21 protein-coding genes and 1 pseudogene are annotated in these 24099 nt (G+C 68.9%); 9 read left to right on the top strand and 13 right to left on the bottom strand.

All coding sequences use genetic code 11. The features are described 5' to 3' along the window. Window positions 1-11 precede the first annotated feature (11 nt). Window positions 12-956: a YhjD/YihY/BrkB family envelope integrity protein gene (locus tag Ahu01nite_RS22935; protein WP_203838638.1), complete on the top strand. Its 945-nt coding sequence runs from the start codon at window positions 12-14 to the stop codon at window positions 954-956. Here Ahu01nite_RS22935 and Ahu01nite_RS22930 read toward each other — a convergent pair. After that, window positions 898-2841: pseudogene (locus tag Ahu01nite_RS22930) on the bottom strand (MMPL family transporter); the annotation flags it as partial. The gene Ahu01nite_RS22935 and the pseudogene Ahu01nite_RS22930 sit on opposite strands and share 59 nt — an antisense overlap. Window positions 2842-3039: 198 nt before the next feature. Between Ahu01nite_RS22930 and Ahu01nite_RS22925 the strand changes: the two are divergent. Then, window positions 3040-4635: a phytoene desaturase family protein gene (locus Ahu01nite_RS22925; protein WP_203838637.1), complete on the top strand. Its 1596-nt coding sequence runs from the start codon at window positions 3040-3042 to the stop codon at window positions 4633-4635. Between the two features lie 6 nt (window positions 4636-4641). Here Ahu01nite_RS22925 and Ahu01nite_RS22920 read toward each other — a convergent pair whose 3' ends face one another. Further along, window positions 4642-5361: a TetR/AcrR family transcriptional regulator gene (locus tag Ahu01nite_RS22920; protein ID WP_203838636.1), complete on the bottom strand. Its 720-nt coding sequence runs from the start codon at window positions 5359-5361 to the stop codon at window positions 4642-4644. Window positions 5362-5420: 59 nt separating this feature from the next. On the opposite strand from Ahu01nite_RS22920, the gene Ahu01nite_RS22915 reads away from it, so the two are divergent. Next, window positions 5421-6293, top strand: coding sequence for an alpha/beta fold hydrolase (locus Ahu01nite_RS22915; RefSeq protein ID WP_203838635.1), 873 nt, complete (start codon window positions 5421-5423; stop codon window positions 6291-6293). A gap of 107 nt (window positions 6294-6400) precedes the next feature. Here Ahu01nite_RS22915 and Ahu01nite_RS22910 read toward each other — a convergent pair whose 3' ends face one another. Continuing rightward, entirely contained in the window at window positions 6401-6748 is a 348-nt protein-coding gene (locus Ahu01nite_RS22910) for a MerR family transcriptional regulator (RefSeq protein ID WP_203838634.1), read from the bottom strand. 82 nt (window positions 6749-6830) lie between these two features. Here Ahu01nite_RS22910 and Ahu01nite_RS22905 point away from each other — a divergent pair, with 82 nt between their 5' ends. Then, a complete protein-coding gene (locus tag Ahu01nite_RS22905) occupies window positions 6831-7838 on the top strand; it encodes a CE1 family esterase (protein ID WP_203838633.1) in 1008 nt (335 codons plus the stop codon). A gap of 122 nt (window positions 7839-7960) precedes the next feature. Here Ahu01nite_RS22905 and Ahu01nite_RS22900 read toward each other — a convergent pair whose 3' ends face one another. Beyond that, window positions 7961-9541, bottom strand: a complete 1581-nt coding sequence (locus Ahu01nite_RS22900) for a Rieske 2Fe-2S domain-containing protein (RefSeq protein WP_203838632.1) — start codon at window positions 9539-9541, stop codon at window positions 7961-7963. Window positions 9542-9694: 153 nt separating this feature from the next. Here Ahu01nite_RS22900 and Ahu01nite_RS22895 point away from each other — a divergent pair, with 153 nt between their 5' ends. Then, a complete protein-coding gene (locus Ahu01nite_RS22895) occupies window positions 9695-9922 on the top strand; it encodes a DUF2631 domain-containing protein (protein WP_203838631.1) in 228 nt (75 codons plus the stop codon). A 67-nt stretch (window positions 9923-9989) separates the two neighbouring features. On the opposite strand, the gene Ahu01nite_RS22890 is transcribed toward Ahu01nite_RS22895, so the two are convergent. From Ahu01nite_RS22890 to Ahu01nite_RS22855, 8 genes are all read right to left on the bottom strand, one after another. Then, a complete protein-coding gene (locus Ahu01nite_RS22890) occupies window positions 9990-11201 on the bottom strand; it encodes a DivIVA domain-containing protein (RefSeq protein ID WP_203838630.1) in 1212 nt (403 codons plus the stop codon). Window positions 11202-11241: 40 nt separating this feature from the next. After that, complete coding sequence (gene rlmN, locus Ahu01nite_RS22885; RefSeq protein ID WP_203838629.1) at window positions 11242-12420, bottom strand: dual-specificity RNA methyltransferase RlmN; 1179 nt, start codon at window positions 12418-12420, stop codon at window positions 11242-11244. Window positions 12421-12454: 34 nt separating this feature from the next. Continuing rightward, window positions 12455-13681: a phosphatidate cytidylyltransferase gene (locus tag Ahu01nite_RS22880; protein WP_203838628.1), complete on the bottom strand. Its 1227-nt coding sequence runs from the start codon at window positions 13679-13681 to the stop codon at window positions 12455-12457. Beyond that, window positions 13681-14238, bottom strand: coding sequence for a ribosome recycling factor (gene frr / locus Ahu01nite_RS22875; RefSeq protein WP_203838627.1), 558 nt, complete (start codon window positions 14236-14238; stop codon window positions 13681-13683). Before frr ends, Ahu01nite_RS22880 begins: the two co-directional genes overlap by 1 nt. Before the next feature lie 57 nt (window positions 14239-14295). Further along, window positions 14296-15060 carry a UMP kinase gene (gene pyrH / locus Ahu01nite_RS22870; protein WP_203838626.1) on the bottom strand — a complete coding sequence of 255 codons (765 nt, stop codon included), beginning with the start codon at window positions 15058-15060 and terminating at the stop codon, window positions 14296-14298. A gap of 102 nt (window positions 15061-15162) precedes the next feature. Next, window positions 15163-15993, bottom strand: a complete 831-nt coding sequence (tsf, locus tag Ahu01nite_RS22865; RefSeq protein ID WP_203838625.1) for a translation elongation factor Ts — start codon at window positions 15991-15993, stop codon at window positions 15163-15165. Window positions 15994-16064: 71 nt separating this feature from the next. Next, window positions 16065-17012, bottom strand: coding sequence for a 30S ribosomal protein S2 (gene rpsB / locus Ahu01nite_RS22860; RefSeq protein ID WP_203838624.1), 948 nt, complete (start codon window positions 17010-17012; stop codon window positions 16065-16067). A 286-nt stretch (window positions 17013-17298) separates the two neighbouring features. Next, the gene (locus tag Ahu01nite_RS22855; RefSeq protein WP_203838623.1) at window positions 17299-17967 is read right to left on the bottom strand and encodes a hypothetical protein; all 669 of its coding nucleotides are present in this window, start codon (window positions 17965-17967) and stop codon (window positions 17299-17301) included. 154 nt (window positions 17968-18121) lie between these two features. Between Ahu01nite_RS22855 and Ahu01nite_RS22850 the strand changes: the two genes are divergently transcribed. Genes Ahu01nite_RS22850 through dprA form a run of 4 tightly spaced genes read left to right on the top strand, consistent with a single transcriptional unit; the run spans window position 18122 to window position 21458 of the window. Then, the gene (locus Ahu01nite_RS22850) at window positions 18122-18481 is read left to right on the top strand and encodes a YraN family protein (RefSeq protein ID WP_203838622.1); all 360 of its coding nucleotides are present in this window, start codon (window positions 18122-18124) and stop codon (window positions 18479-18481) included. 1 nt (window position 18482) lies between these two features. Next, complete coding sequence (locus Ahu01nite_RS22845) at window positions 18483-20021, top strand: YifB family Mg chelatase-like AAA ATPase (protein WP_203838621.1); 1539 nt, start codon at window positions 18483-18485, stop codon at window positions 20019-20021. Next, window positions 19999-20184 (top strand): hypothetical protein, encoded by a 186-nt coding sequence (locus Ahu01nite_RS22840; protein ID WP_203838620.1) that lies wholly within the window; start codon window positions 19999-20001, stop codon window positions 20182-20184. The genes Ahu01nite_RS22845 and Ahu01nite_RS22840 overlap by 23 nt, the downstream gene beginning before the upstream one ends. Beyond that, window positions 20181-21458, top strand: a complete 1278-nt coding sequence (gene dprA / locus Ahu01nite_RS22835; RefSeq protein ID WP_203838619.1) for a DNA-processing protein DprA — start codon at window positions 20181-20183, stop codon at window positions 21456-21458. The genes Ahu01nite_RS22840 and dprA overlap by 4 nt, the downstream gene beginning before the upstream one ends. Window positions 21459-21531: 73 nt before the next feature. Here dprA and Ahu01nite_RS22830 read toward each other — a convergent pair whose 3' ends face one another. Beyond that, window positions 21532-21717: a DNA-binding protein gene (locus tag Ahu01nite_RS22830; RefSeq protein WP_203838713.1), complete on the bottom strand. Its 186-nt coding sequence runs from the start codon at window positions 21715-21717 to the stop codon at window positions 21532-21534. Window positions 21718-24099: the final 2382 nt, after the last annotated feature.

The following is a 24099-nucleotide window of genomic DNA, read 5'->3' as shown; positions in this document are numbered from 1 at the left end:
TGTGAGGGGGCATGCGGAACCTGCTGCGAAAACTGGCACTGCCCTTCCGCCCTTTGCGGGGGCGCGACCTGGCGTTGCATGCCGCCGCTGTCACTTTTTACGCCGGAATCGCCGTGGTTCCGGTCGCGCTGCTTGCCATCTGGATCACGGGGCTGATCGCGGGGGCGGACCGCGTACGAAATCTGACCGGGCGCACGATCGCCGCCCTGCCGGACTCCATCGGGGCGCCGCAGGCGCTCGACCGCCTGATCGACGCGGGCCTGCACCTGACGCCGGTCCTCGCCCTGGCGAGCCTGCTGCCCGCGACCCTCTACGGAGAGGGGCTACGTCGGGCCTTCGTGTCCCTGCGCGAGCCGGGCGAGTCACTGGTGGGCTGGCGCGGCCGCCTGCTCTGGTTGCCGCTGCTGGCCGCTGCGCCCGCACTGCTGCTGAGCCTGTTTCTCGCGCTTCCGGTCACCAGCGGACTATGGGTACGCGGCGGCTGGTACTCAGTTGCCGGCGTGATCCTCTCCTTCCTGGCGACCTGGCTGGTCCTGACACCCGTCGTCATCTGGGTCTACCGCGGGGTCGCGCCCGGGCGTCCCGAATGGCTCGCCACCGTGCTCGTCGGTTCGTTCACCGCCGCGAACCTCTCCGGATTCCTGCACGGTTTCGTGCTGTTCTGTTCGCTGCCGCTCGACCTGGGCGTGCCGTTCGGCGGCTTCACCGAGATCGGCGGGATGGTCGCCGTCGGTCTCTGGCTCTACCTCTTCCACGTGATCGTGCTGGCCGGTTACGCCGCGACGCAGAGTGCCAGCACCTATCAGCGGGCTAGACGGGCACGGACTGCTTCTCCGGTGCCGGATGCGCGCTCTCGTGAATCCCGTAGCGCGAGTAGAAACGGCCCAGAACACCCGGAGCCCACCAGTTCCACCGGCCCAGCAACCGCATCGTCGCCGGCACGAGCAACGCCCTGACGAGCGTCGCGTCCACCAGGATCGCCACGATCATGCCGACACCGATGGTCTTGATGACGGTCACCCCGCCGGTGGCGAAGCCCGCGACCACGGTGATGAGCAGCAGCGCCGCGGCCGTGATGATGCCACCGGTGTGCTGCAGCCCGGTGGCGACCGCGGTCGTGTTGTCGCCGGTGCGGTCCCACTCCTCCCGCACGCGAGAGAGCAGGAACACCTCGTAGTCCGTGGCCAGCCCGAAGAGCACGGCCAGCACCAGGATCATGTTGCTGGGCTCGATGAACCCCGTGGACTCGAAGCGCAGCAGGCCCTCGAGATGCCCGTCCTGGAAGATCCAGACGACCACGCCGAAGGACGCGCCGATCGAGACGACGTTCATGAGCACTGCCTTGATCGGCAGCAGCACGGACCCGAAGGCCAGGAAGAGCAGCACCATCGTGGCGACCGCCATGATCAGCGCCATCCATGGAAGGTGTGCCGCGAGGCTCTCGAGCAGGTCGAGGTCGATCGCCGGTGGACCGCCCACGAGAACTCCCGGGCCGGCCAGATCGCGGATCTCCGACACGAGCTCGCGCGCCCCGGCCCGGCTCAGATCGTCCGGGTAGCTGACTGTGATCAGCGAGGCCGTGCCCCGCTGAGCGGTGACCGTTGCGCTCGTCACATCGGGCAGGGCCGAGACCTGGCTGGTCAACTCTTCGGCGGGCCCCGGAACGAAGACAGTGATCGGGCTCTCACCACCGCCGGGGAAATCGGCGGCGAGCCGCTCCCCGACGACCCGCGCCCCGCTGCCGGCGGGAAGGACCCGCTCGTCGAAACCGCCGAACTCGACGCGCAGGAAGGGCACGGCGAAGGCTGCCAGAACGGCGAGGACGCTCACGGCGTACCAAACAGGTCTCTTCATGACGCTGTGCGCGAGGCGCGCCCATGCGCCTGAGCCCTCTCTCCGCTCGCGCTGGGGCAGTGGGATGCGCAGTTTGTCGATGCGATGCCCGAGCAGGGACAGCGCCGCGGGCAGAACCGTGAGTGCCGCCAGCATGGCCACGAGCACGGCGGCCATGCCCCCGATGGCCATGCCACCCAGGAAGGGCTGCGGGAAGATCAGCAGGCTGGAGAGCGCCAGGACGATGGTCAGACCCGACACCGCGACCGTACGCCCGGCCGTCGCCACCGTGATCCGGATCGCGGCGGGCACGTCCTCGCCGCGCGCCAGCTCCTCGCGGAAGCGGCTGACGATGAACAGCGAGTAGTCGACGGCCATGCCCAGCCCGAGCAGGGTGATCACGTTGATCGCGAAAACCGAGATGTCCGTGAAGGTCGTGAGGGCTCGCACGGCCACAAACGATCCGAGGATGGCAAGACCCCCGATGACCAGGGGTGACAGGGCCGCGATCAGGCCCCGGAAGATCAGCACCAGCAGCACGAGCAGGACCGGCAGCGAGAAGATCTCGGCCCGGGTGATGTCCTTCTCGGTCTGGGTGTTGGCCTGATCGGTGAACGCGACCAGCCCGCCGACCTGCGTTTGCAACCCGCTCGCGGAGAAAGCGGGCTCGATGCGGTGATAGGCGGCGGTCTTGGCGTCCTCGTCATCCGAGCGCAGGTAGATCGCCGCGTAGGTGGCGTGCTTGTCGGCACTGACCAGGGCGGGAGGGGCTTGTGCGTCGGTGTAGGCGGCGACCTGGTCGACGTCATCGGACTGCGACCGGGTCCGCGCCACGGCATCGGTCACCGCTGTGCGGAATGTCGGATCATCGACTGTCGTCGCGTCGCTGGACCACAGCACGATGAGATCTGGGTCACGCTGACCGAGCTCTCGCGCGATGGTCGCTGCGGCCCGATTCGACTCGCTGCCCAGGTCGGCGTAGCCCCCGCCGGTGAGTGCGCCGAACACGCCCGCACCCCAGGTCGCACCGGCGACGACCACGGCGCACGCGGCAGCCACGACCCACCAGCGGACCCGGACGACCGCTCTGCCCCACCATCCGAACACGTGTTCTTCTTACCCGGTCCGGACCCGGTTCGCGACCCTGGGTCATAAGTCCGATTGGCCGGGAACGGCGGCTCCTTCGACGCGCTAAAGTCGGCGCTCATGAACGCTCTGCCGTCGCGTGCTGACGTAGTGATCATCGGATCGGGCCACAACGGCCTGGTCTCCGCGGTGCTGCTCGCCCGCGCGGGGCTCTCCGTGGTGGTTCTGGAGGCGGCCGATCAGCTCGGCGGCGCCACCCGCACGGAGCACCCGTTCGCCAAGGTCCCCGGTCTCGGCCAGTCGACCGGCTCCTACCTGCTCGGCCTGATGCCGCCTGAGCTGCTGAAACTCCTCGACGTCGACATCCCGGTGCTGCGTCGTGATCCGCATTACTTCCTCCCGACGCCGGGCGGGCCGGGCGCGCCCTACCTGCTGTTCGGCACCGACCGCGAGGCCACCCGCGCCCGGATGGAGAAGTTTTTCTCCCCGCGCGACATCGCCGCCGACGAGGCGCTCCAGGTGGAGATCGCCGCGCTGCGAGCCGACCTGGCTCCCTCCTGGCTGCAGGAGCCCGGGTCCGTCGAGGACATCGCCGACCGGCACATCCGGCCGCAGCTGCAGAGCACGTTCATCGACCTCGTGCGCGGCTCGGTCGCCGACTATCTCGCCCGCTTCGGGTTCAAGAGCGAGCTCCTCATGAGCATGTACGCCGTCACCGACGGGCTCTCCGGGCTGAACGCCGGCCCCGACGACCCGGGCACGGGCCACAACTTCCTGGTCCACAACATGTGCCGCCTCCCGGGCGCGGACGGCACCTGGATGATCGCGGCGGGCGGCATGGGCACGGTCTCCCAGACCTTCGCGTCCGCGGCACGCTCAGCGGGTGCCCAGATCTTCACGGGTACGCCGGTGAGCGCTGTAACGGTCGACCACGGCGCAGCAAGCGGTGTGGCACTGGCCGACGGCCGGACGATCACCGCTCGCGTGGTCCTGGGCGCCTGCGACCCCTACCAGCTGATGTCGCTCGTGCCCGAGGGCGCGTTACCGGCCGAGCTGACGTCACGCATGGAGTCGGTGCGGCGCACGGGCACCACGCTCAAGCTCAACATGGCTCTGTCGGGTCTGCCGCAGTTCTCCTGCCTGCCCGCTGACGCCGCGTCCCCGTTCGGCTCGACCATCCACCTGCTGCCCGGCTCGGCCGGACTGGCGGGCCTCTCCGAGTCGGATTCCCCGATGGCCGCGTTGCGAGCCATGTGGGCGGATGTGCAGGCGGGCCGCCTGCCCGCCGAGCCGACGATGGAGTGGTATCTGCACACCACCGTCGATCCGTCCCTGCAGGACGAAGCCGGTCACCACTCGTCGGCGCTGTTCGTGCAGTCGGTGCCCTACCAGCCGGCGGGCACGACCTGGGACGAGGCGCTCCCGGGTTACGTGGCCCGGCTTCTGGAGATCTGCGACCGCTACGCCCCCGGCACGTCATCGCTGGTCGCCGATGTGATGCCGCTGACCCCGCCGGGCATCGAGAAGCACTTCGGCATCACCGGCGGCCACATCCACCACGTCGACAACACGGTGTCGTTCAACGAGCGCATGCCGTATGCAACCGGCCTGGACGGCCTGTATGCCGGGTCGGCCGGCGCCCACCCGGCAGGGAGCGTCATCGGCGCCGCCGGCCACAACGCCGCCCAGCGGATCCTTGCCGATCTGGCCGGCTGAACCGCGTCACGCCGGCCCGAGCAGACCGGTAAGAACGTCGGCGAGGACGCTCTCAAAACGGTCGCCGGAATTCACGGCCGTAGGCGTCATGCCGGCCAGCGCCGCCGTCAGGTGGGGGTGACCGCCCGCGGCCATCGCGTGGGCGAGATAGGCATCCGGCCGGCCGGCAGCCCGTGCCGGTCGAGCGGCACGGACGGCATCACCTGCGCCGTGGGCCGGACGTTCAGCGGCGCCGAGCTCGTTGAGGGCGAACGCCGCCGTGGTCGCGTTCATGACGGCGAACGCTTCGAGCTTGCGCGCCGGCGCTGCCGGATGATCAGCGAGCAGCGCGAGGACGTGCTCGAGCAGGTCGACGCCGTGCGGCCCGATCACCGGGCGGGTGAGGACCAGTTCGGGCAGCCAAGGGTGCCGCAGCATGAGCGCGCGGGCCTGCCTGCCCACTTCCACCAGGCCGGGTAGCCACGGGCCGGTCGGCGGCGGCAGCTCGTAGCCCGCCGCCACCTCATCGATCATCAGGTCGAGGAGGTCGTCACGCCCGGAGACGTAGCGGTAGAGCGACGCCGCTCCCGTGCCGAGCCGCCCTGCCACCCCGCGCATCGAGACCGCGACCAGGCCGTCGAGGTCGGCCAGCTCGATCGCGGCGGCGGTCACCTCTTCCTGGGAGCGCTCTGCGGGGCGCCCCACGCCGGTGGAGCGCCGACGGAGCCACACGGGAGCCTGATCCATGTCGCCAGAATATCTGTACAGTGTTCGCGAACAGTGTTCCCGAAGTGGGGGAGGCCGGCGTGATCGCACAGAACGGCAAAGTGAGTCTCGAGTTCGACGACCGGGGCGGCGCGGGCGGTGAACCGCTGCTGCTTCTCATGGGCCTCGGCGTTTCGCGGTACTGGTGGCCCGACGGCTTCATAACGGCTCTGATCGAAGGCGGCTATCACGTCGCTGTCTTCGACGGACGGGACGCGGGAGGTTCCACACACTTCGAGGACGGTCCCGCCGCGAACCCGCTCAGCGCGTTGTTCAAGCGGAAGCAGCCCATCTACACCGCCGAGGACATGACAGACGACGCCGTCGCGGTGATGGACGCGCTGGGATGGCCCGACGCTCACCTGTTCGGGCAGTCCCAGGGCGGGCTGGTGGCTCAGCGGACCGCCCTGCGCCACCCTCAGCGGGTACGAACGCTCACGTCGTGTTCCGCCGTGCCCAGTGACGCCAGAGGTGCCGCGGTTCTGCGATACGTGCGCCTGCCGTTCCTTGCCCGCATCGCACGCGCGCGCTTCCCCGAAGGCCGTGAGGGCGACATCGCAGCCGGGATGGCCATGGCCCGGGCCGTATCGGCAGGCCCCATCGACGAAGAGGAAGCCCGGACCCGCGTTGAGCGTGAACTCGACGCGGGTCTGGTCAGCGGCGTGCGGGACAGCCGCGCCATGGCCCGGCAGACCGGCGCAACCTGGCACGGCCCGCCGCTGAGCTCCCTACGGCTGCCCACACTCGTGCTGCACGGCTCCGACGACCCGATGTGCCGCCCGTCCGCGGGCCGGCGCGTCGCCGCGTCGGTGCCGGGCGCCCGCTACGTGGAGCTGGCGGGCACCGGCCACGACCTCCCGCCGGCCACCTGGCCGACCGTTGTGCGGGAGATGCGGTCACTCTGGAACCAGTAGCTCCAAATCCGGTCGCCCCAAATCCGGTCGCTCTGGAACCGGTCGCTCTGGAACCGGTCGCTCTGGAACCGGTCGCTCTGGAACCGGTCGCTCTGGAACCGGTCGCGCTAGTTTCGCTCGTCGAGGAAGCGGGTCAGGGTGTCGCGGGTCTCCGCGAGGTGGACCACGCGCTCGGCGATGTCGTCGCGGATGCCGGTGACCCGCTCGACCACGCTCTCGCAGATGGCCTCGTCAAGGTTCTCCCCCTTGGTGCAGGGCAGGACGGCGCGGACCAGGTCGCTCGGGAACCCGAGGTCGAACAGCGAGCGGATCGTCAGCACCGTCACCACGGCGTCGTCGCCGTAGTCGCGGTAGCCGTTGGGCCTGCGGACCGCCCCGATGAGACCCAGCTGCTCGTAGTAGCGCAGGGAGCGAGGGCTGACACCGGTCTTCGTGCTCAGCTGGCTGATCTGCATCGGCGTCCCCCTTCCACACTTGACCTTGACATGATGTCAAAGTTTAGCGTCGCCTCATCGCTACCGATGAGCAGGAGAAACGATGCGCGACAGCGTCGAGGTGGCCGGCAGGTCACGCACGTACACCGTGGTGGGACAGCAGAACGCGCGGAACCTGGTCCTGGTGTTCCACGGGTCCGGTCAGACCGGGGACAAGCACCGGGACTTCACCGGGCGGTCCTTCGACACCCTGACCGACGACGGCGCGGCGGTGGTCGCCTATCTGGACGGCTACAAGCACAACTGGAACGACGCCCGCCGGGCCAGTTCCTTCCCCGCGCGGAAGGCGAACATCGACGACGTAGGTTTCGTCCGCGCGGTGATCCGGAAGCTGACGGCCGGCTACGGGATCGATCCGGGGCGGGTCTTCGCTGTCGGCTACTCCAACGGCGGGCAGATGGTGATGCGCCTGGTCCATGAGGCACCGGAGCTGATCGCGGGTGCGGCAGTCTTCGCGGCGACCATGCCCGCGCCGGAGAATTTCCTGGTCCCGCCGTCGACGCCGGTGCCAATGCCCGTGCTGCTGATCCACGGGACGAAGGACCCGATCGTCAGCTACGAGGGCGGCGAGATGAGCTGGTGGGCCCGGACGCTGTTCAAGGTCGGCGGCCGTGCCCTGTCGATGCCACAGACCGCGCACTACTTCGCCGGCCGCAACGGCATCACCACCCCGCCAACCACCACGCCCCAGCCCAACGGCACAGCCTCGACCCCGCCAACCACCATGCCCCTGCCGAGCGGCACAACCACGCCCGTGCCGAGCCGCACAACCACGCCCCAGCCCAACGGCACAGCCTCGACCACGCTCGCTGGCACAGGCACGACATCGCCCATCGGCACACGCGCTACGTCGGCGGGCGGCACAGACGCCACGTCGGTGGAGCGCACCGAGTATCGGCAGGAGGGACGGCCACCGGTGGTGCTCTACACCGTGCACGGCGGCGGGCACACCATTCCCGGGCCACGCAAGGCACCGGCCCTGATCGGCAGGACCAATCAGGACGTCAGCGCCGCAGATCTGGTTGCGAGGTTTTTCGGCTTGTCGGGGTGACCACTTACGCAGGATGAAGGGCTCGGGGATCCGTCAAGGAGCCGCCAGGCGACTGGATCCCCGTGCCCGGCCTCGGTGGGAACTGCGGTCAGCACCACCCACCAAGGCACGACATCCGCTTTTCAGGCTTCTGACTTCTCCGTCTCGTGCTTCTCAGCCCTGATCTTGTGGCCGACGCTGGTGAGACATCTCCCGCTGGGGAGGTCGAACTTCCAGCCGTGCAGCTGGCAGGTCAGGACGTTGCCGTCGACGATGCCGAAGCGGCTGAGGTCTGCTTTGAGGTGGGGGCAGCGGCGCTGGACGGTCCAGTCGCCGAACTGGGTGTCCTCCGCCTCGACCTCCTTCTCGTGCTCGTCATACCAGCCCTCCGCGTATTGGAGGCGCTCCTCGCTGAGGCACTTGAAGAAGGCGTAGACGAACTCGTTGTACTGCCCGATGCGGGCCGCGGAGAAGCGGCAGGAGAGGAACAGCGAATTGACCCAGTCACCCTCGTCGATGTAGATCAGGTGCTCGATCAGCTCGCGCTGGGTGCGGAAGCGGTAGCGGACCTTCTCGTCGGCGTAGGGGCGGACCTGCTTGCCGGGGAAGTCGACGACGATCGACTCGACCGAGGTGCCGTCATAGCTGACCAGGTCGAAACGGACCGGCCCGCCGACGCCCTTGGCCATGTAGATGGATTCCTCGAGGAGCGGCTCGATGCGCTTCTTGAGCGCGCCGAGGACGTCGATCTCGGGGTGGCGCCAGGAGGCCTTCTCGGCGGCGATGACCGGGGCCTTGCGCTCGCGCATCTCTTCGAGGTGGGCCGTCTTGTTCGCGAAGAACTCGTCGACATCCGTGGGGTGCGTTGTCTCGACGCTCGACGGCGCTTCGGTGCCCGCTGTGGTGAGCTCGGACACGCTGCCCGGGAGCAGGACGATGCCGTTGGTGCCGCCGACCTTCGCATACTCGCTCATGAAGACCGACTGGTCGGGGAAGATGTTGCCCTCGTCGCCGTGGATGTCGTTGAACTGCCACAGGTCGTCGTCGAGGAAGCACGGCGGGCCGGCGATCGGGAAGACGTGGTCGGCCTTCAGGTCGTCGATGTAGCGCCAGGTGCGGTCGAACTGACGGTCGCGCTTCTGCTTGCCGAACGCGGTCTTGGCGGCGTTGGGCAGCTCGTAGACCATCGGATACCAGATCGCGCCGGAGAACTGCAGCATGTGGGCGTGCACGTGGCCCAGCTCCGCGAAGACGGACAGGTCGCTGGGGCGGGCGTCGTTCTGGTTGAGCACACGGATGCCGTCGTGCTCCACCCAGAGCGAGGAGTCGCCGATCGGGCCGTCGGTCGGGCTGATCAGGGCCTGGATCATGACCTTGAGGCCGCCGTCGAGCTCGTGGACCTGGTTGGACTTCGTCCGCAGGAAGCTGGTGAAGCCGAGGGCGCGCAGCTCGTCCTCGAGCTGGCTGGTCGGATACTCCGGGAGGAGCACCGTCGCCTTCTTGTTGACGAACCGCGTCAGGTGCGCCGCGTCGAAGTGGTCCCGGTGCAGGTGGGAGACGTAGAGGTAGTCGACGTCGCCCAGGGTCTCCCAGTCGAGCAACGAGTTGTCCGGGAAGGGGAACCACGACGCGAAAAACGCCGGGTTGACCCACGGGTCGCACAGAATGCTGCCCGCGCCCGTGTCGATCCGCATACTGGCGTGGCCAGTGCCCGTGATCCGCACCGTCTCTACTCCCTCGGCTGGCGTCCATCTCCGACGGGATCGAAGGTACCGGGTCCCGCTTCGGAAAGCGCGCGCGGAGCCGCCGCCTGTGGATAACTCGCCCGGGTACACTGAGGCGGCTTAGGAGATCGTTTTCTTCGGGAGGACCGAGTCGTGGCTGAAGAGCCGGTTTACGCGCCTGACCAGCTCAAGCCGGGCAACCGCAAGCGGGCCCGGACCGGCGCCCTGGTGTCGGCCGCCGTCTTGCTGCTGATGCTGTGGGGCAACCACGAGGGCAACACCGAGAACATCTACCTCATCGGCACCGCTGTTGCGCTGGTCGTGGCCGTCCTTGTGGACATCGTGCTGCGCCGCAACGGCCTCAAGCCCGAGGACCAGTAAGCCATCGCAGCATGACAAAGGCCCGGCATCCCCTCGAGGAGGAGCCGGGCCTTTGCTGCGGTCAGGGTCAGCGACGCCGCAGGAGGATGTCCTTGACCTCGCGGAGCGCGCCGTCGACCTCGGCTTCGAAGTAACCGCCCGGGACCAGCCCGAACTGCAGCGTGTCGAGCTCGTTCTCGGGCACGGGCATCGGGCCGCGGCCGGTCATCGCCTGCAGAATGCTCTCGAACAGACGGTCGACCTGCATCGGGTCGTAGCCGCTGCCGAAGCGTCGCGGCTGGAACGTGCGGCGCAACTGGTCCACCCGGTAGACCTCGGGGCTGCCGCCGGGGCCGGGGCCGCCGCCCATGCCGGCCGGGCCGCCGCCCATCGGGGGACCGCTCGCCTGAGGGCCGCCCATGCCACCGGGACCGCCGCCCATGGTCGGTGCGCTCATCGGGGCCTGGCCGCCGCCGAAACCGCGATCACGGTCGGGCAGGCGCATCTCGGACGTCATCTCGGATTTGCCGTGCCGGCCCGGCTCGAACTGGTCGTAGCCACCGGTTTCGTACCCGCCGTTGTCGTAGCCCTGCGGGGGCTGCTGACGCTGCGGCGGCTGTTGCTGTTGCTGCTGGCCGTAACCCTGATCCTCGTAGCGGCCATACGGATCCGGCGCCGGCATCGGCGGGCGCTGCGGCATCTGCTGCGGCTGGAGACGGTCTTCCTGTGCGTACGGGTCCCGGGCGTACTGGTCCTCGCGGCCGTACTGCTCCTCGCGCGCGTACTGGTCCTGCTGGCCGTACTGACCCTGCTGCTGGCCGTACTGATCGTCACGGGCGAACTGGCGGTCGTCGCGGACGGGCGCGGTCAGGCGCTCGGTGGGCGGCGCCGACGTGGGCGGCCCGGAGCGGCCCAGGGCCTGGCTCATGCGGTCGGGGTTCATCCGCTCGGCCACGCCGCCGCGCATCGGCTCGGGCGGCATGCCGCCACGCATGTCGTCGGGCGGGCCGCCGCGCATGGGCTCCGGCTGCATGCGGACCTCGGGTGCACGGCCGCCGCGGTCCTCGAACTCGGCGAGCTGCCGCTCGACCCGGTCGAGGTGCAGGTCGACCTGCCACTCGTCGTAACCACCGAAGCGGACGCGGAAGACGACGTCGTGCACCTCTTGGGCACCGACGGGCGCGCCGGTCTGCTCACCGGCGAGGGTGGCCTCGACGCGGTCGAGGAAGGCGTCGACCTCATCCACCTTGTAGCCGCGGCGCAGTGCGCGACGGCGGAAACGCTGCCCCTGACTCGTCACAACGTCTCCCAAATTCGCATCCGCTGGGGCATAGGCCCAGTCATCGTGCCACCTCCGCGTCGGCGGCGGAGCCCCCTGCGTCCACCGCCGTGAGCTCACTCGCGGCCAGCTGGCCGCATGCACCGTCGATCTCCTGGCCGCGGGTGTCGCGGACCGTGGTCGACACGCCGGCCTCGCGCAGCCGGCGGACGAACTCCCGCTCGACAGGCTTGGGGCTGGCGTCCCACTTGCTGCCCGGGGTGGGGTTGAGCGGGATCAGGTTCACATGGGCCAGCTTGCCGCGAAGCAGCTTGCCAAGCAGGTCGGCACGCCAGGGTTGATCGTTTACGTCCCTGATCATCGCGTATTCGATGGAGATTCGACGCCCGGTCTGCGCCGCGTAGTCGAACGCGGCATCGAGCACCTCGGCCACCTTCCAACGCTGGTTCACCGGCACTAGCTCATCGCGCAGATCATCATCGGGGGCGTGCAGGGACAGCGCAAGGGTCACCGACAGCTTCTCGGCGATCAACCGGCGCATAGCGGGCACGAGCCCCACGGTGGAGACCGTGATGTGCCGTTGTGAGAGCCCGAGACCCTCCGGCGCGGGAGCGGTGAGGCGCCGGACGGCCTCGAGAACGCGCGGGTAGTTGGCCAGCGGCTCGCCCATACCCATGAAAACGACCCGGGACAGCCGCGGCGGGGAGCCGGTGACCGCGCCCGACGCCGCGACCCCGGCCAGGTAGACGACCTGGTCGACGATCTCGGCGATCGAGAGGTTGCGGGTCAGCCCGGCCTGGCCGGTGGCGCAGAAGGGGCATGCCATGCCGCAACCCGCCTGGCTGGACACACAGGCGGTGATCCGGTCGGGGTAGCCCATCAGCACGCTCTCGACCATGGCACCGTCGTGCAGGCGCCACAGCGTCTTGCGGGTCGCGCCGTCGTCGCAGGCCATCTCGCGCTGCGGGGTGAGCAGCGTGGGGAGCAGGTCACCGGCGAGCTGGTCGCGGGTGGCAGCCGGCAGGTCGGTCATCGCCTCGGGATCACGCACGAGACGGCCGAAGTAGTGGGTGGAGAGCTGCTTGGCCCGGAACGCGGGGAGGCCGAGCTTGGTCACGGCCGCTTGCCGGCCCGCAAGGTCCAGATCGGCGAGGTGGCGCGGCGGCATGGTGACGCGGCGGCGCGTGGTGACCGCATCAGGGGTGTCGGGGCTGGTCGGGATGACCGGAAGAATCGTCATGGCCCGTCAAGTCTCCCACGTCCGCAACACATGCCTACCCCGGCGGCGCGATGATCGAGAGCAGCAGGTATGCCGCGGGGACCGCGAACAAGATCGAGTCGAGCCGGTCCATCAGGCCGCCGTGCCCCGGCAGCAGGTTGCTCATGTCCTTGATCTTGATGTCGCGCTTGAGCATGGACTCGGCCAGATCGCCCGTCACGGCCGCGACGGAGATCACAGCTCCGAACAGAATGCCCCAGTAGAACGGCACTTCCAGCAGGAAATAGAGCAGCAGAGCACCACCGAGGCCCGCTGCGAAGATCGACCCGGCAAAGCCTTCCCAGGACTTCTTGGGGCTGATCGAGGGGGCCATCGCGTGCTTGCCGAAGAACACGCCCGCGGCGTAGCCACCAGTGTCGGAAAGCACAACACAAAGAAGCGTGCAGAGTACGCGCTGAGCCCCGTCGTCCTCGGGACGGCCGAGAAGCACGCCAAAACTGAGCAGGAAAGGCACGTACACGGCGATGAGAGCCGCAGCGCTCATGTCCCGCCGGAATCCGTCCTTGTGCTCGCTGAACCGCCACACGAGCGTGGCCAGCAGCGTGGCCGCCAGGCCGAGCAACAGCTCATCGGGGCCGTAGAACCAGGCGAGCCCGGTCATCAGCAGCCCACCGGCGAGCAGCGGGACCAGGGGCGGGAACGTCTCCGCCACCTTGAGCGCCCGGACCATCTCCCAGATGCCGACGCCGATGGCGAGCGCGATCACACCGAGGAAGGCGGGCTTCCAGAGAAAGAGGGAGGCGAAGACCACCAGGACCATGCCGGTGCCGACCGCGATCGCGGCGGGCAGGTTGCGGCCCGCACGTCCGTTCGCCTTGGCAGGCTTGCCGTCACGCCCGGCGCGCCGCTTGCCGGGACCGCGGCGTGGGGCCTCATCGGCTGCCTGTGCCGCCGCTTCGGCCTCGGCCTCGGCGGCGGTCAATTCCCACTCCGCCTGCGAGGTCGAGGTCGCTGCGGTGGGTGCGGCCCAATTGGGTTCCGACACAGACCCTCCCGTACGCCCTGAGCCCGGTCCTTGCCCTGCGCCCGGTCCCTGTCCTGAGCCCGGTCCCTGCCGGGGAGCCCACGACGGTTCGGGGGGCTGCGAGCCCCGGACAGCGCCGGTGGTGTCGGAGTGTTCCTGGCTGGTGGGCGTACCCCAGGAAGGGGCCGGCGCGTCGGATGGTCCTGACGCCCGGCCACCGGTTGAGGGATGCCCGCCGCGGGGCTCGAGGTACGACATCAGACCTCGAGGAGCTCGGCTTCCTTGTGTTTGACGAGCTCTTCGATGATCGCGACGTAACGCTGCGTGGTGTCGTCCAGCTCTTTCTCGGCGCGGCGGCCGTCGTCCTCGCCGACGTCGCCGTCCTTGACCATGCGGTCGAGCTGTTCCTTGGCCTTACGGCGCACGTTGCGGATCGCCACGCGGCCCTCCTCGGCCTTGCCACGCGCGACCTTGATCATCTCGCGACGTCGTTCCTCGGTCATCTGCGGCAGGTGGATCCGCAGCTGGCTACCCTCGTTGTTCGGGTTGACGCCGAGGTCGGAGTCGCGGATGGCGCGCTCGATCGGGCCGATCTGGGACGCGTCGTAGGGCTTGACGATCACCATGCGCGGCTCGGGCACGCCGATGGACGCCATCTGCGGCACGGGGGTCGGAGCGCCGTAGTAGTCGACGACGATCTTGGAGAACATCGCCGCATTGGCACGACCCGTACGGATCGCGGCGAACTCCTCCTTGGCGTGCTCGACCGCGCTCTCCATCTTCTCTTCGGCCTCGAAGAGGGTCTCGTCGATCACCGCTCCGTCGCCTCCTTGTTTCGTGTGATGAATCCGGTGGGGTTTGTGGCGGGCGGATCAAGCGGTGATCAAGGTACCGATCTTCTCGCCGCTGACGGCTCGGACGATAGTCTCGTCCCCCTGGGCCCCGAAGACGAGCATCGGCAGGTTGTTCTCTTCGCAGAGACTGAAAGCCGCCTGGTCGGCGACCCGCAGACCCTTCTGGAGAACGCCCGCGAACGTGATGTGGTCGATCTTGCGAGCATCGGGATCGGTACGCGGGTCCGCGGTGTAGACACCGTCGACGCCGTTCTTGCTCATCAGCACCAGGTCCGCGTGGATCTCCAGCGCGCGCTGGGCCGTAACCGTGTCGGTGGAGAAATACGGCATGCCCGCGCCGGCGCCGAAGATCACGACGCGGCCCTTCTCGAGGTGCCGGATGGCACGCAGCGGAATGTACGGCTCCGCGACCTGGGCCATCGTGATCGCGGTCTGTACCCGCGTCTCGATGCCCTCCTTCTCGAGGAAGTCCTGCAGGGCGAGGCAGTTCATCACCGTGCCGAGCATGCCCATGTAGTCGGCGCGATTACGGTCCATCCCGCGTTTCTGCAGCTCGGCGCCGCGGAAGAAGTTTCCCCCGCCGACCACCACGGCGACCTGTACACCGCGTCGCGTGACGGTGGCGATCTGCCGGGCGATGCCCTGCACCACATCGGGGTCGACGCCTACCGCGCCGCCGCCGAAGACCTCGCCGGAGAGCTTGAGGACGACACGTCGCGGCCGTTCGGGCCGCGGTGAGGGGACCTCTCCCACCTTGGCAGTCTGCTCGGTGACCATCGTCATGCCGACCTCGCCCTTCCGTCGCTAACAGGAGACCTTATGTGACGGGGAGGCCGGGCGCTTGTCCAGCGTCCGACCTCCCGCGCAGTTCGCTCGGCTGCTGGATTACTCCTGGCCGACCTCGAACCGGACGAAGCGCGTGACTTCGATGCCGGAAGCGGTAGCGACCTGCTTGACCGTCTTCTTGTTGTCGGTGACCGACGGCTGCTCCAGCAGGACGTAGTCCTTGAAGAAGGAGTTCACCCGGCCCTCGATGATCTTGGGCAGCGCCTGCTCGGGCTTGCCCTCCTCACGAGCGGTCTCCTCGGCGATGCGGCGCTCCGACTCGACGGTCTCGGCGGGCACCTCATCACGGGTGAGGAACTTCGGACGCATGGCGGCGATCTGCATGCCGACCGCGCGGGCGTCGTCGTCGCCGGCCTCGTCGGACTTGCCCGTGTACTGCACGAGCACGCCGACCTGCGGCGGCAGATCCTGCGCCTTGCGGTGCAGGTAGACCGCGACGGTGCCGTCGAGCTCGACGAACCGGTTGACCACGATCTTCTCGCCGATCTTGGCGGAGAAGTCCTGGATGAGGTCGGCGACCGGCTTGCCGTCCTCGAGCGTCGAGGCGAGCAGCGCGGCGGCGTCGGCGAGCTTGTTCTTCACGCCGTGCTCGACCAGCTGCGCGCCCAGGGCGACGAAGTCGGGGGTCTTGGCGACGAAGTCGGTCTCGCAGTTGACCTCGAGCAGCGCGTTGCCGAAGTGGCTGACGATGCCGTTGGCGGCCGTGCGACCGGCCCGCTTGCCGACGTCCTTGGCACCCTTGATGCGCAGGAACTCGACGGCCTTTTCGAAGTCACCGTCCGACTCGTCGAGCGCCTTCTTGCAGTCCATCATGCCGGCGCCGGTGAGGTCGCGGATCTTCTTCACGTCCGCGGCGGTGTAGTTGGCCATGACTCTCTCTGATCCTCTGAAGTCTTTGTCTGGGGGCCGGCCGCCTGACGGCGGCCGGCTTCCTACAGGACTTACTCTGCCGCGGACGCGACCGGCTCGGCCGGCACCTCGCTGGCGACCGGGGCTTCGCTGGCGGCCGGAGCCTCGGCGGCGGCCGGAGCCTCAGCCGTGTTGGGCACCTCGGGGGCAGCGACAACAGCAGCGGACTCGCCGTCAGCGGCCTTCTTCTCGGCACCCTCGTAGAGGTCGCGCTCCCACTCGGGCAGCGGCTCGCCGGCGGCGACGGCAGCAGCCTCGGGCTTCGCGTCGTCGTTGCCGCGGTTGCGGCCCGAACGGGCGATCAGGCCGTCGGCCACGGCGGTGGCGACAACCCGGGTCAGCAGCTCGGCCGAGCGGATCGCGTCGTCGTTGCCCGGGATCGGGAAGTCGACCTCGTCGGGGTCACAGTTGGTGTCGAGCACCGCGATGACGGGGATGCCCAGCTTGCGGGCCTCGTCAACGGCGATGTGCTCCTTCTTGGTGTCCACGATCCAGACCGCCGACGGGATCTTGGTCATGTCCCGCAGACCACCGAGGGTCTTGGTGAGCTTCTCCTTCTCGCGCGAGAGCTGGAGGGTCTCCTTCTTGGTGTAACCGGCGGCGGTGCCGCTCAGGTCACCCAGAGCCTCGAGCTCCTTCATGCGCTGAAGGCGCTTGTACACCGTCTGGAAGTTGGTGAGCATGCCACCCAGCCAGCGGTGGTTGACATACGGCTGGCCGACGCGGGTCGCCTGCTCGGCGATCGCCTCCTGCGCCTGCTTCTTGGTGCCGACGAAGAGGATGTGGCCACCCTCGGCGACGGTGTCGCGGACGTACGCGTAGGCCTTCTCGATGTACTCGAGGGTCTGGCGCAGGTCGATGATGTAGATACCGTTGCGCTCGGTGAAGATGAAGCGCTTCATCTTCGGGTTCCAGCGCCGGGTCTGGTGCCCGAAGTGGACACCGCTTTCCAGCAGCTGACGCATGGTCACTACGGCCATGGTGAATTGCTCCCTGTTTTTCCCTGGTTGTCACGCTCACCGGCGGTGGGCGTCCTGGCGCCCGGTCGCCGGCCCAGGGCGGACCCGAAGTGATCGGGACCAGGGAGGGCCGTCGCTGCCGGCTGATCGACCACGACGGTGATCGGACACGGCACGTGCAGAGGGCGCGCGAGGTCGACCGCACGAGGCGGTCGCCGGTGACAAGCATACGCCGTGGGCGCCGGGGCTCGCTTCCGGGCGGCTGTGCCGCTGGTTACGCCCCCCGCCCACCGTTCGCCCGCCTGGGTCAGGCGACGCCCAGGCCTGCGGCCAGCAGGAGAAGCAGGCCGACCGGGAGGTAGGCCAGCGGCGGGCGCAGCCAGGCCTCACGGGTGCCGGCTCGGCCGCCCGCAGCCAGCGAATACAACCCGGTGCCGGTGAGCGGCAGGCCGAGGGTCAGGAGCACGGCGGGTACGACGCCGCGCGCTGATGGGTCGTCCACGAATGTCGCTTGGACCAGCAGGAGAACGGAAGGGACAAGAAGGATGACCGTGACGACGGCGAACATAATGGCCGAAACCGGATGACTCGCGCTGTAGACGCTCTCCGGGCGGCTCTCCTGACGGCCGGCTACCGGGACCATGCTGGTCGGGTCGTTGAAGCCGGCTTCCCCACTGGGACGGATTGCTGGGTACTCGGGTCCGCGTACCGGAATGCGAATCTGGCCGGATTCCGCGGGCGACGGGGGCGGTGCGGCGTGGCTGCCCGCGCCCGGTTCGGACAGAGGCGTCGCGTACGGGTCGGCGGGGCGCTGGTCCGGCAACCGGAACGCGCCGCTGGGCCGCTCGTGCACGCCCGAGTCGTATGAGGTGGCACCCGGATTCTGGGCGGCGAATGAGCCGGAGGTGTCGGGCGAGCGCTGACCCGCGTACCAGCTGGGCTCCGGTTCTTCGGCGTACCGGCGATGTGCGTCCACGACTGTGCACCGTAGGTGACAGACAGGCGTCCTGCCAGCGCTGAGGCCATATCACCTTCCGAAGATCACTTTGCGTTATCCACAGTTGCGTTCTGTCCACAGCCTGGACACCGGCAGGTTCGAACCGGCCTCGAAAGTCCGCCAGGGTCGCCCCATGACGAACGAACGACGGGCGGTCGGCGGCTACGGGGAACGCCTCGCGGAACGCCACCTCTGTGATCAAGGCCTGGTGGTGCTGGCCCGCAACTGGCGCTGCAACGAGGGCGAGGTCGACCTGATCCTCCGCGACGGCGACGACGTCGTCTTCTGCGAGGTGAAGACGAGACGCGGGCCGGCATTCGGCAGCCCGGCGGAGGCGATCGGCCCCGCGAAGATCCACCGCCTGCGTCACCTGGCGGCGCGATGGCTCCAGGAGACCCCGGTGCACCCCCGCGAAGTCCGCTTCGACGTGGTCTCGGTCCTCCCCCAGCCCAAAGGCCCCGCCAGGATCGACCACCTCCGCGCGGCCTTCTGACATGAGCTACGCAAGAGTGCTGTGTATCGGCCTGGTCGGCGTCGAAGGTCACCTCGTCGAGGTCGAGGCGGACCTGTCACTCGGCCTGCCCGCCCTGGTCCTGACCGGCCTTCCGGACGCCGCCCTGAACGAGGCCCGCGACCGGGTCCGTGCCGCGATCGTCAACTCCGGGCAGCGCTGGCCCAACCGGCGCATCACCGTGAACCTTCTCCCCGCCACCCTCCCCAAACAGGGCAGCGGCTTCGACCTTGCGATCGCCTGTGCCCTCCTCGCTGGCGCGGGTGAGCTTCCCCTCGCACCGATCCAGGGTGTGGCTGTGCTGGGCGAGCTGGGACTCGACGGCACGGTGCGACCCGTTCGCGGGGTCCTGCCGATGGTCGCCGCGGCAGCCGCCGCGGGCGTCACCCACGTCGTGGTGCCCCAGGGCAACGCCCGCGAAGCGACGATGGTGCCCGGGCTCACCGTGCGGTCCGTCGACTCACTGCATCGCCTCGTCGCCTTCATCCGCGGCGAGGCGGAGTTGCTCGACCCCCCACCGGACCTCCCCGATCCGGCCATCACGGGCCCGGACCTCGCCGACATCGCCGGGCAGGACTTCGGCCGCTACGCCCTCGAGGTCGCGGCGGCCGGCGGCCACCACATGTCGATGCTCGGCCCACCCGGAGCCGGCAAGACCATGCTCGCCGAGCGCCTCCCGTCGATCCTGCCGGAGCTGGACGACGCATCAGCGCTGGAAGTCACCGCGCTGCAGTCCATCGCCGGAGTTCTGCCGCCCGACGGGAGACTGATCAGGCGGCCACCGTTCCAGGCTCCCCATCACAGCGCCAGCCTGGCCGCCCTGATCGGCGGCGGGTCCGGCATAGCGCGACCGGGCGCACTCTCCCTGGCACACCGCGGTGTGCTCCTGCTGGACGAGGCACCGGAGTTCGCCAACGCCACCCTGCAGGCGTTGCGCCAACCGCTCGAGAGCGGCCGGGTCATCCTGGGGCGCGCCCGCGGCAACACCGAATATCCCGCCCGCGTCCAGGTCGTGATGGCGGCCAATCCATGCCCCTGCGCGAACCCGGCCGGTGACCAGTATTGCCAGTGCAGCGCGCTCGCACGGCGCCGTTATCTGAGCAAACTCTCCGGCCCCCTGCTCGACCGGATCGACATCCAGATCAAGCTCCGGCCCGTCCGCGCCATCGAGCTGATGACGTCCTCGGCACCTGCCGAGCCGTCCGCGACGGTCGCCGCCAGGGTGGCCGCCGCCAGAGCCTCGGCCGCAGCCCGGTGGAGTGCGCACGGATGGCGCCTCAACGCCGAGGTGCCCGGGCCTGAGCTGCGCCGCCCACCGTGGCGACTCGCCCCGAAGAACACGGCATCGCTGCGCACATGGCTCGACCGCGGGTCCCTCTCGGCCCGCGGCTTCGACCGGATCCTTCGTCTCGCCTGGACGGTCGCGGACCTCGACGGGCGGGACAGCCCCCGCGGCTCCGACGTGGACGAAGCCGCACAACTCAGATTGGGAGACGCCCATGATCGGCAAGCTCGTTCCTGAACCTCATATCCCCGCCATCGCCAAGACGGCGATGCCCAGCCTTGGCACGTGGCCCAGCCTTGGCACCTGGCCCAGCCTTGGCATCTGGCCCGGACCGTTGCCACCGTCGATCAGCCGTCCCGAGCCGCAACCCGTGACCGCCGACCATGGCGAGCGCGCATGAGCATCGGCGACGGCGGTGACCGGCTGGCCAGGGTGGCGTTGACCTGGCTGACCGAGCCCGGAAACCGGCTCGTGTGGCAGCTCGTGCAGGCGCAGGGTGCCGAGGAGACGCTCAAGCAGGTGGTCGGCGGGGACGTTCCGGATGCTTCGCTGCGTACGGCGGTGGTCGCCCGTGCCGGGCTCGGCGATCCGCGACGCGTAGCCGAAGTGGCGTTGCGCAGAGGCGAGCGGCTCGGCGCCCGGGTCGTGACGCCGTCCGATGACGAGTGGCCGGCCCGGGTGGAGTCGCTGGCCACTTTGGAACTGGACATCCCCGGAAGGTTCAACCGGGATGTACGCCCACCGCTGTGCCTGTGGGTGCGCGGCGGGCGGCCCCTCGGGGAGGCGCTGGAGCGGTCGGTGGCGATTGTCGGGGCTCGGGCTGCTACGCCTTATGGCGTACATGTGACCGAGGATCTTGCTTTCGGCATCGCCGAGCAGGACTGGACGATCGTGTCGGGCGGTGCGTTCGGCATCGACGCGGCCGCCCATCGCGCGGCGTTGTCCGCGGGCGGATCCACGATCGCGGTGCTGGCCTGCGGCGTCGACCGGCCCTACCCGATGGGCAACGCGGCGCTGTTCGAGCGGATCGCCGACTGCGGCCTGCTGATGAGCGAGTGGCTGCCCGGCGCGGACCCGCTGCGCCACCGCTTCCTGATCCGCAACCGCGTGATCGCCGCGGCCGCCGTGGGCACCGTGGTCGTGGAAGCCGCGGCCCGCAGCGGTGCCATGCAGACGATGAGCCGCACGGTCGCACTGAACCGGCACGCGATGATCGTCCCCGGCCCGGTGACATCGGCGATGTCCGTGGGCTGCCACGAACTCCTGCGTCGATACCCGCAGACCCGGGTGGTCACGACCGTGGCCCACGTCCTCGACGAGATCGGAAAGATCGGCGAGTACATCGCCGAGCCGGCACGAGTAGCCGGCCACACCCGCGACGACCTCGACGAGGAGAGCGCACTGATCCTCGAAGCAATGCCGCAGCGCGGCACGTTAGGCCCGGAACAACTCGCGGCCCGGGCAGGCCTCGCACTGCGCACGGTCCTGCAACGCCTGTCGCTCCTGGAAACGCTCGGCCTGCTGACACGCCGAAATGACGGCGTGGCGTTGACGCCGGCCGCCCGCCAGGGAGCTGAGCGCACGGCGATGCCACCACCGTCACCCATCCCCGCACGCGCAGAAGGTGAAATGGTCGAGCCCAACCCCGAAGGGCAGCCTTCACCGGCGGATTAGCGCCCGCCTGACCAGCCGGGGTCCCGCGACCGCCGCCCATGCGGACGACCGTCGCGGGAACACCCGCCAAGCACTACGCCTCGGTCTCGTCGGCGTCGCGGCGATGGACCTTCATCCACGCCTCGACGTCCTCGGTCAGCCATACCTTGCCCTGCGCGAGATCTGCCACCGGCACGGGGAAATCAGCCCGGCTGGTGATCTGGTAAGCCCGTTGCCGGCTCACCCAACCCAATCGAACCCGGATCTCGTGCGCACCCATAAGTCGGATCGCCTTAGCCACATGATCGACCGTAGGCGTATGACTATAAGTCGCGGGTCAACTTCCTCCAAGTCAGCTTGCTCAGTGCAAACTATTTTCGAACCCCGCCAACCCCACTGACCAGCTTCCGAACCCGTCGATTCCCACACTTCTTCTGACCACACCGCACGGGTGGGCGATCAACCCTCTCGGTTTTGGTCGCGCCGAGCTCTCCAACTTCTCGCGAAAATCCGCAGCCCCCACCCGGCCACCATTTCCGACCGACAACTCATTTCACCCACCCGTCCGCGCCCGCCAAACACCGCCCCACCCGTTCGCGTCACCACCAAGCACCCCCCCACCGCGTTCGTGACCATCAAGCGCCTCCCCACCCGTTCGCGGACCACCGAGCGCCTCCCGCACCGACTGCGGGCGCCTACCCGCCCCACCTGCGCGGCATCACCGCGTCCGCTGCCAGCAATTCGGCCAGCCCGCCAGCCGCGCCTCCCCAGCGCGCTGGTCCGCGTCCGGCTTTTCCTTCCGTCCGACCGCTTGTCCACCCTTACCGACCCGGAGGTTGGCGTCTGGCTTGCTTCCCAGCTCGACACTTCCCGCTCTTACCACCCGACGGGCGTCGTCTGACCTACTTCGCAGACCGACACTTCCGGCCCTTACCAACCCGACAGGCGACGCCTGACCTTCTTCCCAGACCGACACTTCCGACCCTTACCAACCCGTCGGGCGGAAAGGTCCGCACTTGGGCACCGACGTCCGGCAGCGAAATGGCCCTTGTCCGCCACCAGCCTCAAGCCCATCTTGAATGCCGGTCCAACCCCACTAGATAAAATGTGAGCCGCCGAACGCCCCTGCATGAGATCGAGATCAATCCCCATTGATCTCGTCCGCAATACGCCAGGAAGACCGACAAAGCCTCGTCGCCGCACCCGAACTGAGCCTGTCCGGCATCCCCATCCGCGCCAATCCCAGGCGGCGACCCCGAACCCGTTTCGACCAAGCCCGCAGGCCACCCCTGCCAAGCGCCAAATTCGACGGCACACAATTTCTGACCCGATCGGGCGACATGCGATCCATCCACTCACGAACAGCCCAGTTCGCGCCGCGGGAGTGACGACCGCCCCGACCCCCGGCAGTCCGGGCAGCCTCGGTGGTGGCGCAGACGGGCAGGCCGCGCCATGGTTCTGCGCACGTCGGGGATACGACACTGGCCGTGATCCACTCGCATTCGGCGCATGAGAGCACCCCAGTAGGGCACAAGACGCCCCATGAAGATTCACCCAGCCTCCGCCGGCCGCCCCGCACGCCATCCCGATGCAACCACTTAGGCACTGCTCGCATTGACCACCCCGGCGCCACTCGAGCCAGCCGCCCAACGCTGCCCTCAGCGACCACCCCGGCGCCACGCGATGCGCCCACCTCGGCACCGCGCAATGCAACGACCTCGGCACCACACGAGGTGACGGGCGTGGCACCACCCGAGGTGACGGGCGTGGCACCACACGAGGTGACGGGCGTGGCACCACACGAGGTGACGGGCGTGGCACCACACGAGGTGACAGACGTGGCGACAGGCGTGGCGACAGGCGTGGCGACAGGCGTGGCGGCTCGAGAAAGTCGGCGTTGTTGGCGCGGATGGCCTCAGTGGCGACAGCAACTCTCCTGCCGGCCGGGACGTTAGCGTTGAAGAGAGGCCGTCGGCGGTCGGTGCATTTGCGCGCGTAGTCGTCGCTGGTGCTGGCGGGGCTTTGCCCATAACTGGCGGAAGGAAGGCGGGGCCGCCCATGGTGAGAATTCTTTCCGATCGACCGCAGCGCCGGACCGAACACCTCGGCCGTCGACCGTCATGGGGCTGTGTGGCGTGTATGCAGCCGTGGCCGTGTGCGCATGCGAAGGGTGAGCTGCTGGTCGAGTTCAGGCGCTTTCCGTCGAGTTTGCTGGTTTACATGTCGGCGTACATGACGGAGGCGCTTGAAGATCTTGCTGGGACGGAGAGCACGCTGCCTCCACCAGATCTTTGGGATCGGTTTCTTGGCTGGATCAATCCGGGGCCGGCTCGGCCTACGTGCCAGGACCACGCCGCCGACGCACCTGACGACCAGACCCTCGTCGTTCCGCGTGAAGCGGGCACATAGCCAGGACGGCCGCGCCAGGACGGCATGCTTCGCGAGTCGCAGGCGGAACCCCGCCCCCCGCGCGCCAGGAAATGCTGCTGCGCTGGGCGGATCGCCGGGGTTAAGTGGGGGGAGAGTGCTGGGCCGACGGCGGTCGGGTTGGGGGCTCGACCGCCGTCGCCTGCCACCCGATCAAGCTCGGCCTTCTCAGCGTGGCTGGTTTATTGTAGCGACATACTGCGGTACGTACAATGCTATGGAGCATCGTGACCAC

It is taken from the genome of Winogradskya humida (assembly GCF_016862215.1).
Classification (GTDB): Bacteria; Actinomycetota; Actinomycetes; order Mycobacteriales; family Micromonosporaceae; genus Actinoplanes; species Actinoplanes humidus.
Note: the sequence above shows the minus strand (reverse complement) of the source record. Positions and strands in the feature narration are given on the sequence as shown.

Bases quoted from the DNA above. Each gene is read 5' to 3' on its own strand.
- Ahu01nite_RS22935 (WP_203838638.1), top strand. From the start codon at position 12: ATGCGGAACCTGCTGCGAAAACTGGCACTGCCCTTCCGCCCTTTGCGG.
- Ahu01nite_RS22925 (WP_203838637.1), top strand. From the start codon at position 3,040: ATGAACGCTCTGCCGTCGCGTGCTGACGTAGTGATCATCGGATCGGGC.
- Ahu01nite_RS22920 (WP_203838636.1), bottom strand. From the start codon at position 5,361: ATGGATCAGGCTCCCGTGTGGCTCCGTCGGCGCTCCACCGGCGTGGGG.
- Ahu01nite_RS22910 (WP_203838634.1), bottom strand. From the start codon at position 6,748: ATGCAGATCAGCCAGCTGAGCACGAAGACCGGTGTCAGCCCTCGCTCC.
- Ahu01nite_RS22905 (WP_203838633.1), top strand. From the start codon at position 6,831: ATGCGCGACAGCGTCGAGGTGGCCGGCAGGTCACGCACGTACACCGTG.
- rlmN (WP_203838629.1), bottom strand. From the start codon at position 12,420: ATGACGATTCTTCCGGTCATCCCGACCAGCCCCGACACCCCTGATGCG.
- Ahu01nite_RS22880 (WP_203838628.1), bottom strand. From the start codon at position 13,681: ATGTCGTACCTCGAGCCCCGCGGCGGGCATCCCTCAACCGGTGGCCGG.
- pyrH (WP_203838626.1), bottom strand. From the start codon at position 15,060: ATGACGATGGTCACCGAGCAGACTGCCAAGGTGGGAGAGGTCCCCTCA.
- tsf (WP_203838625.1), bottom strand. From the start codon at position 15,993: ATGGCCAACTACACCGCCGCGGACGTGAAGAAGATCCGCGACCTCACC.
- rpsB (WP_203838624.1), bottom strand. From the start codon at position 17,012: ATGGCCGTAGTGACCATGCGTCAGCTGCTGGAAAGCGGTGTCCACTTC.
- Ahu01nite_RS22850 (WP_203838622.1), top strand. From the start codon at position 18,122: ATGACGAACGAACGACGGGCGGTCGGCGGCTACGGGGAACGCCTCGCG.
- Ahu01nite_RS22845 (WP_203838621.1), top strand. From the start codon at position 18,483: ATGAGCTACGCAAGAGTGCTGTGTATCGGCCTGGTCGGCGTCGAAGGT.
- Ahu01nite_RS22840 (WP_203838620.1), top strand. From the start codon at position 19,999: ATGATCGGCAAGCTCGTTCCTGAACCTCATATCCCCGCCATCGCCAAG.
- dprA (WP_203838619.1), top strand. From the start codon at position 20,181: ATGAGCATCGGCGACGGCGGTGACCGGCTGGCCAGGGTGGCGTTGACC.
- Ahu01nite_RS22830 (WP_203838713.1), bottom strand. From the start codon at position 21,717: ATGGGTGCGCACGAGATCCGGGTTCGATTGGGTTGGGTGAGCCGGCAA.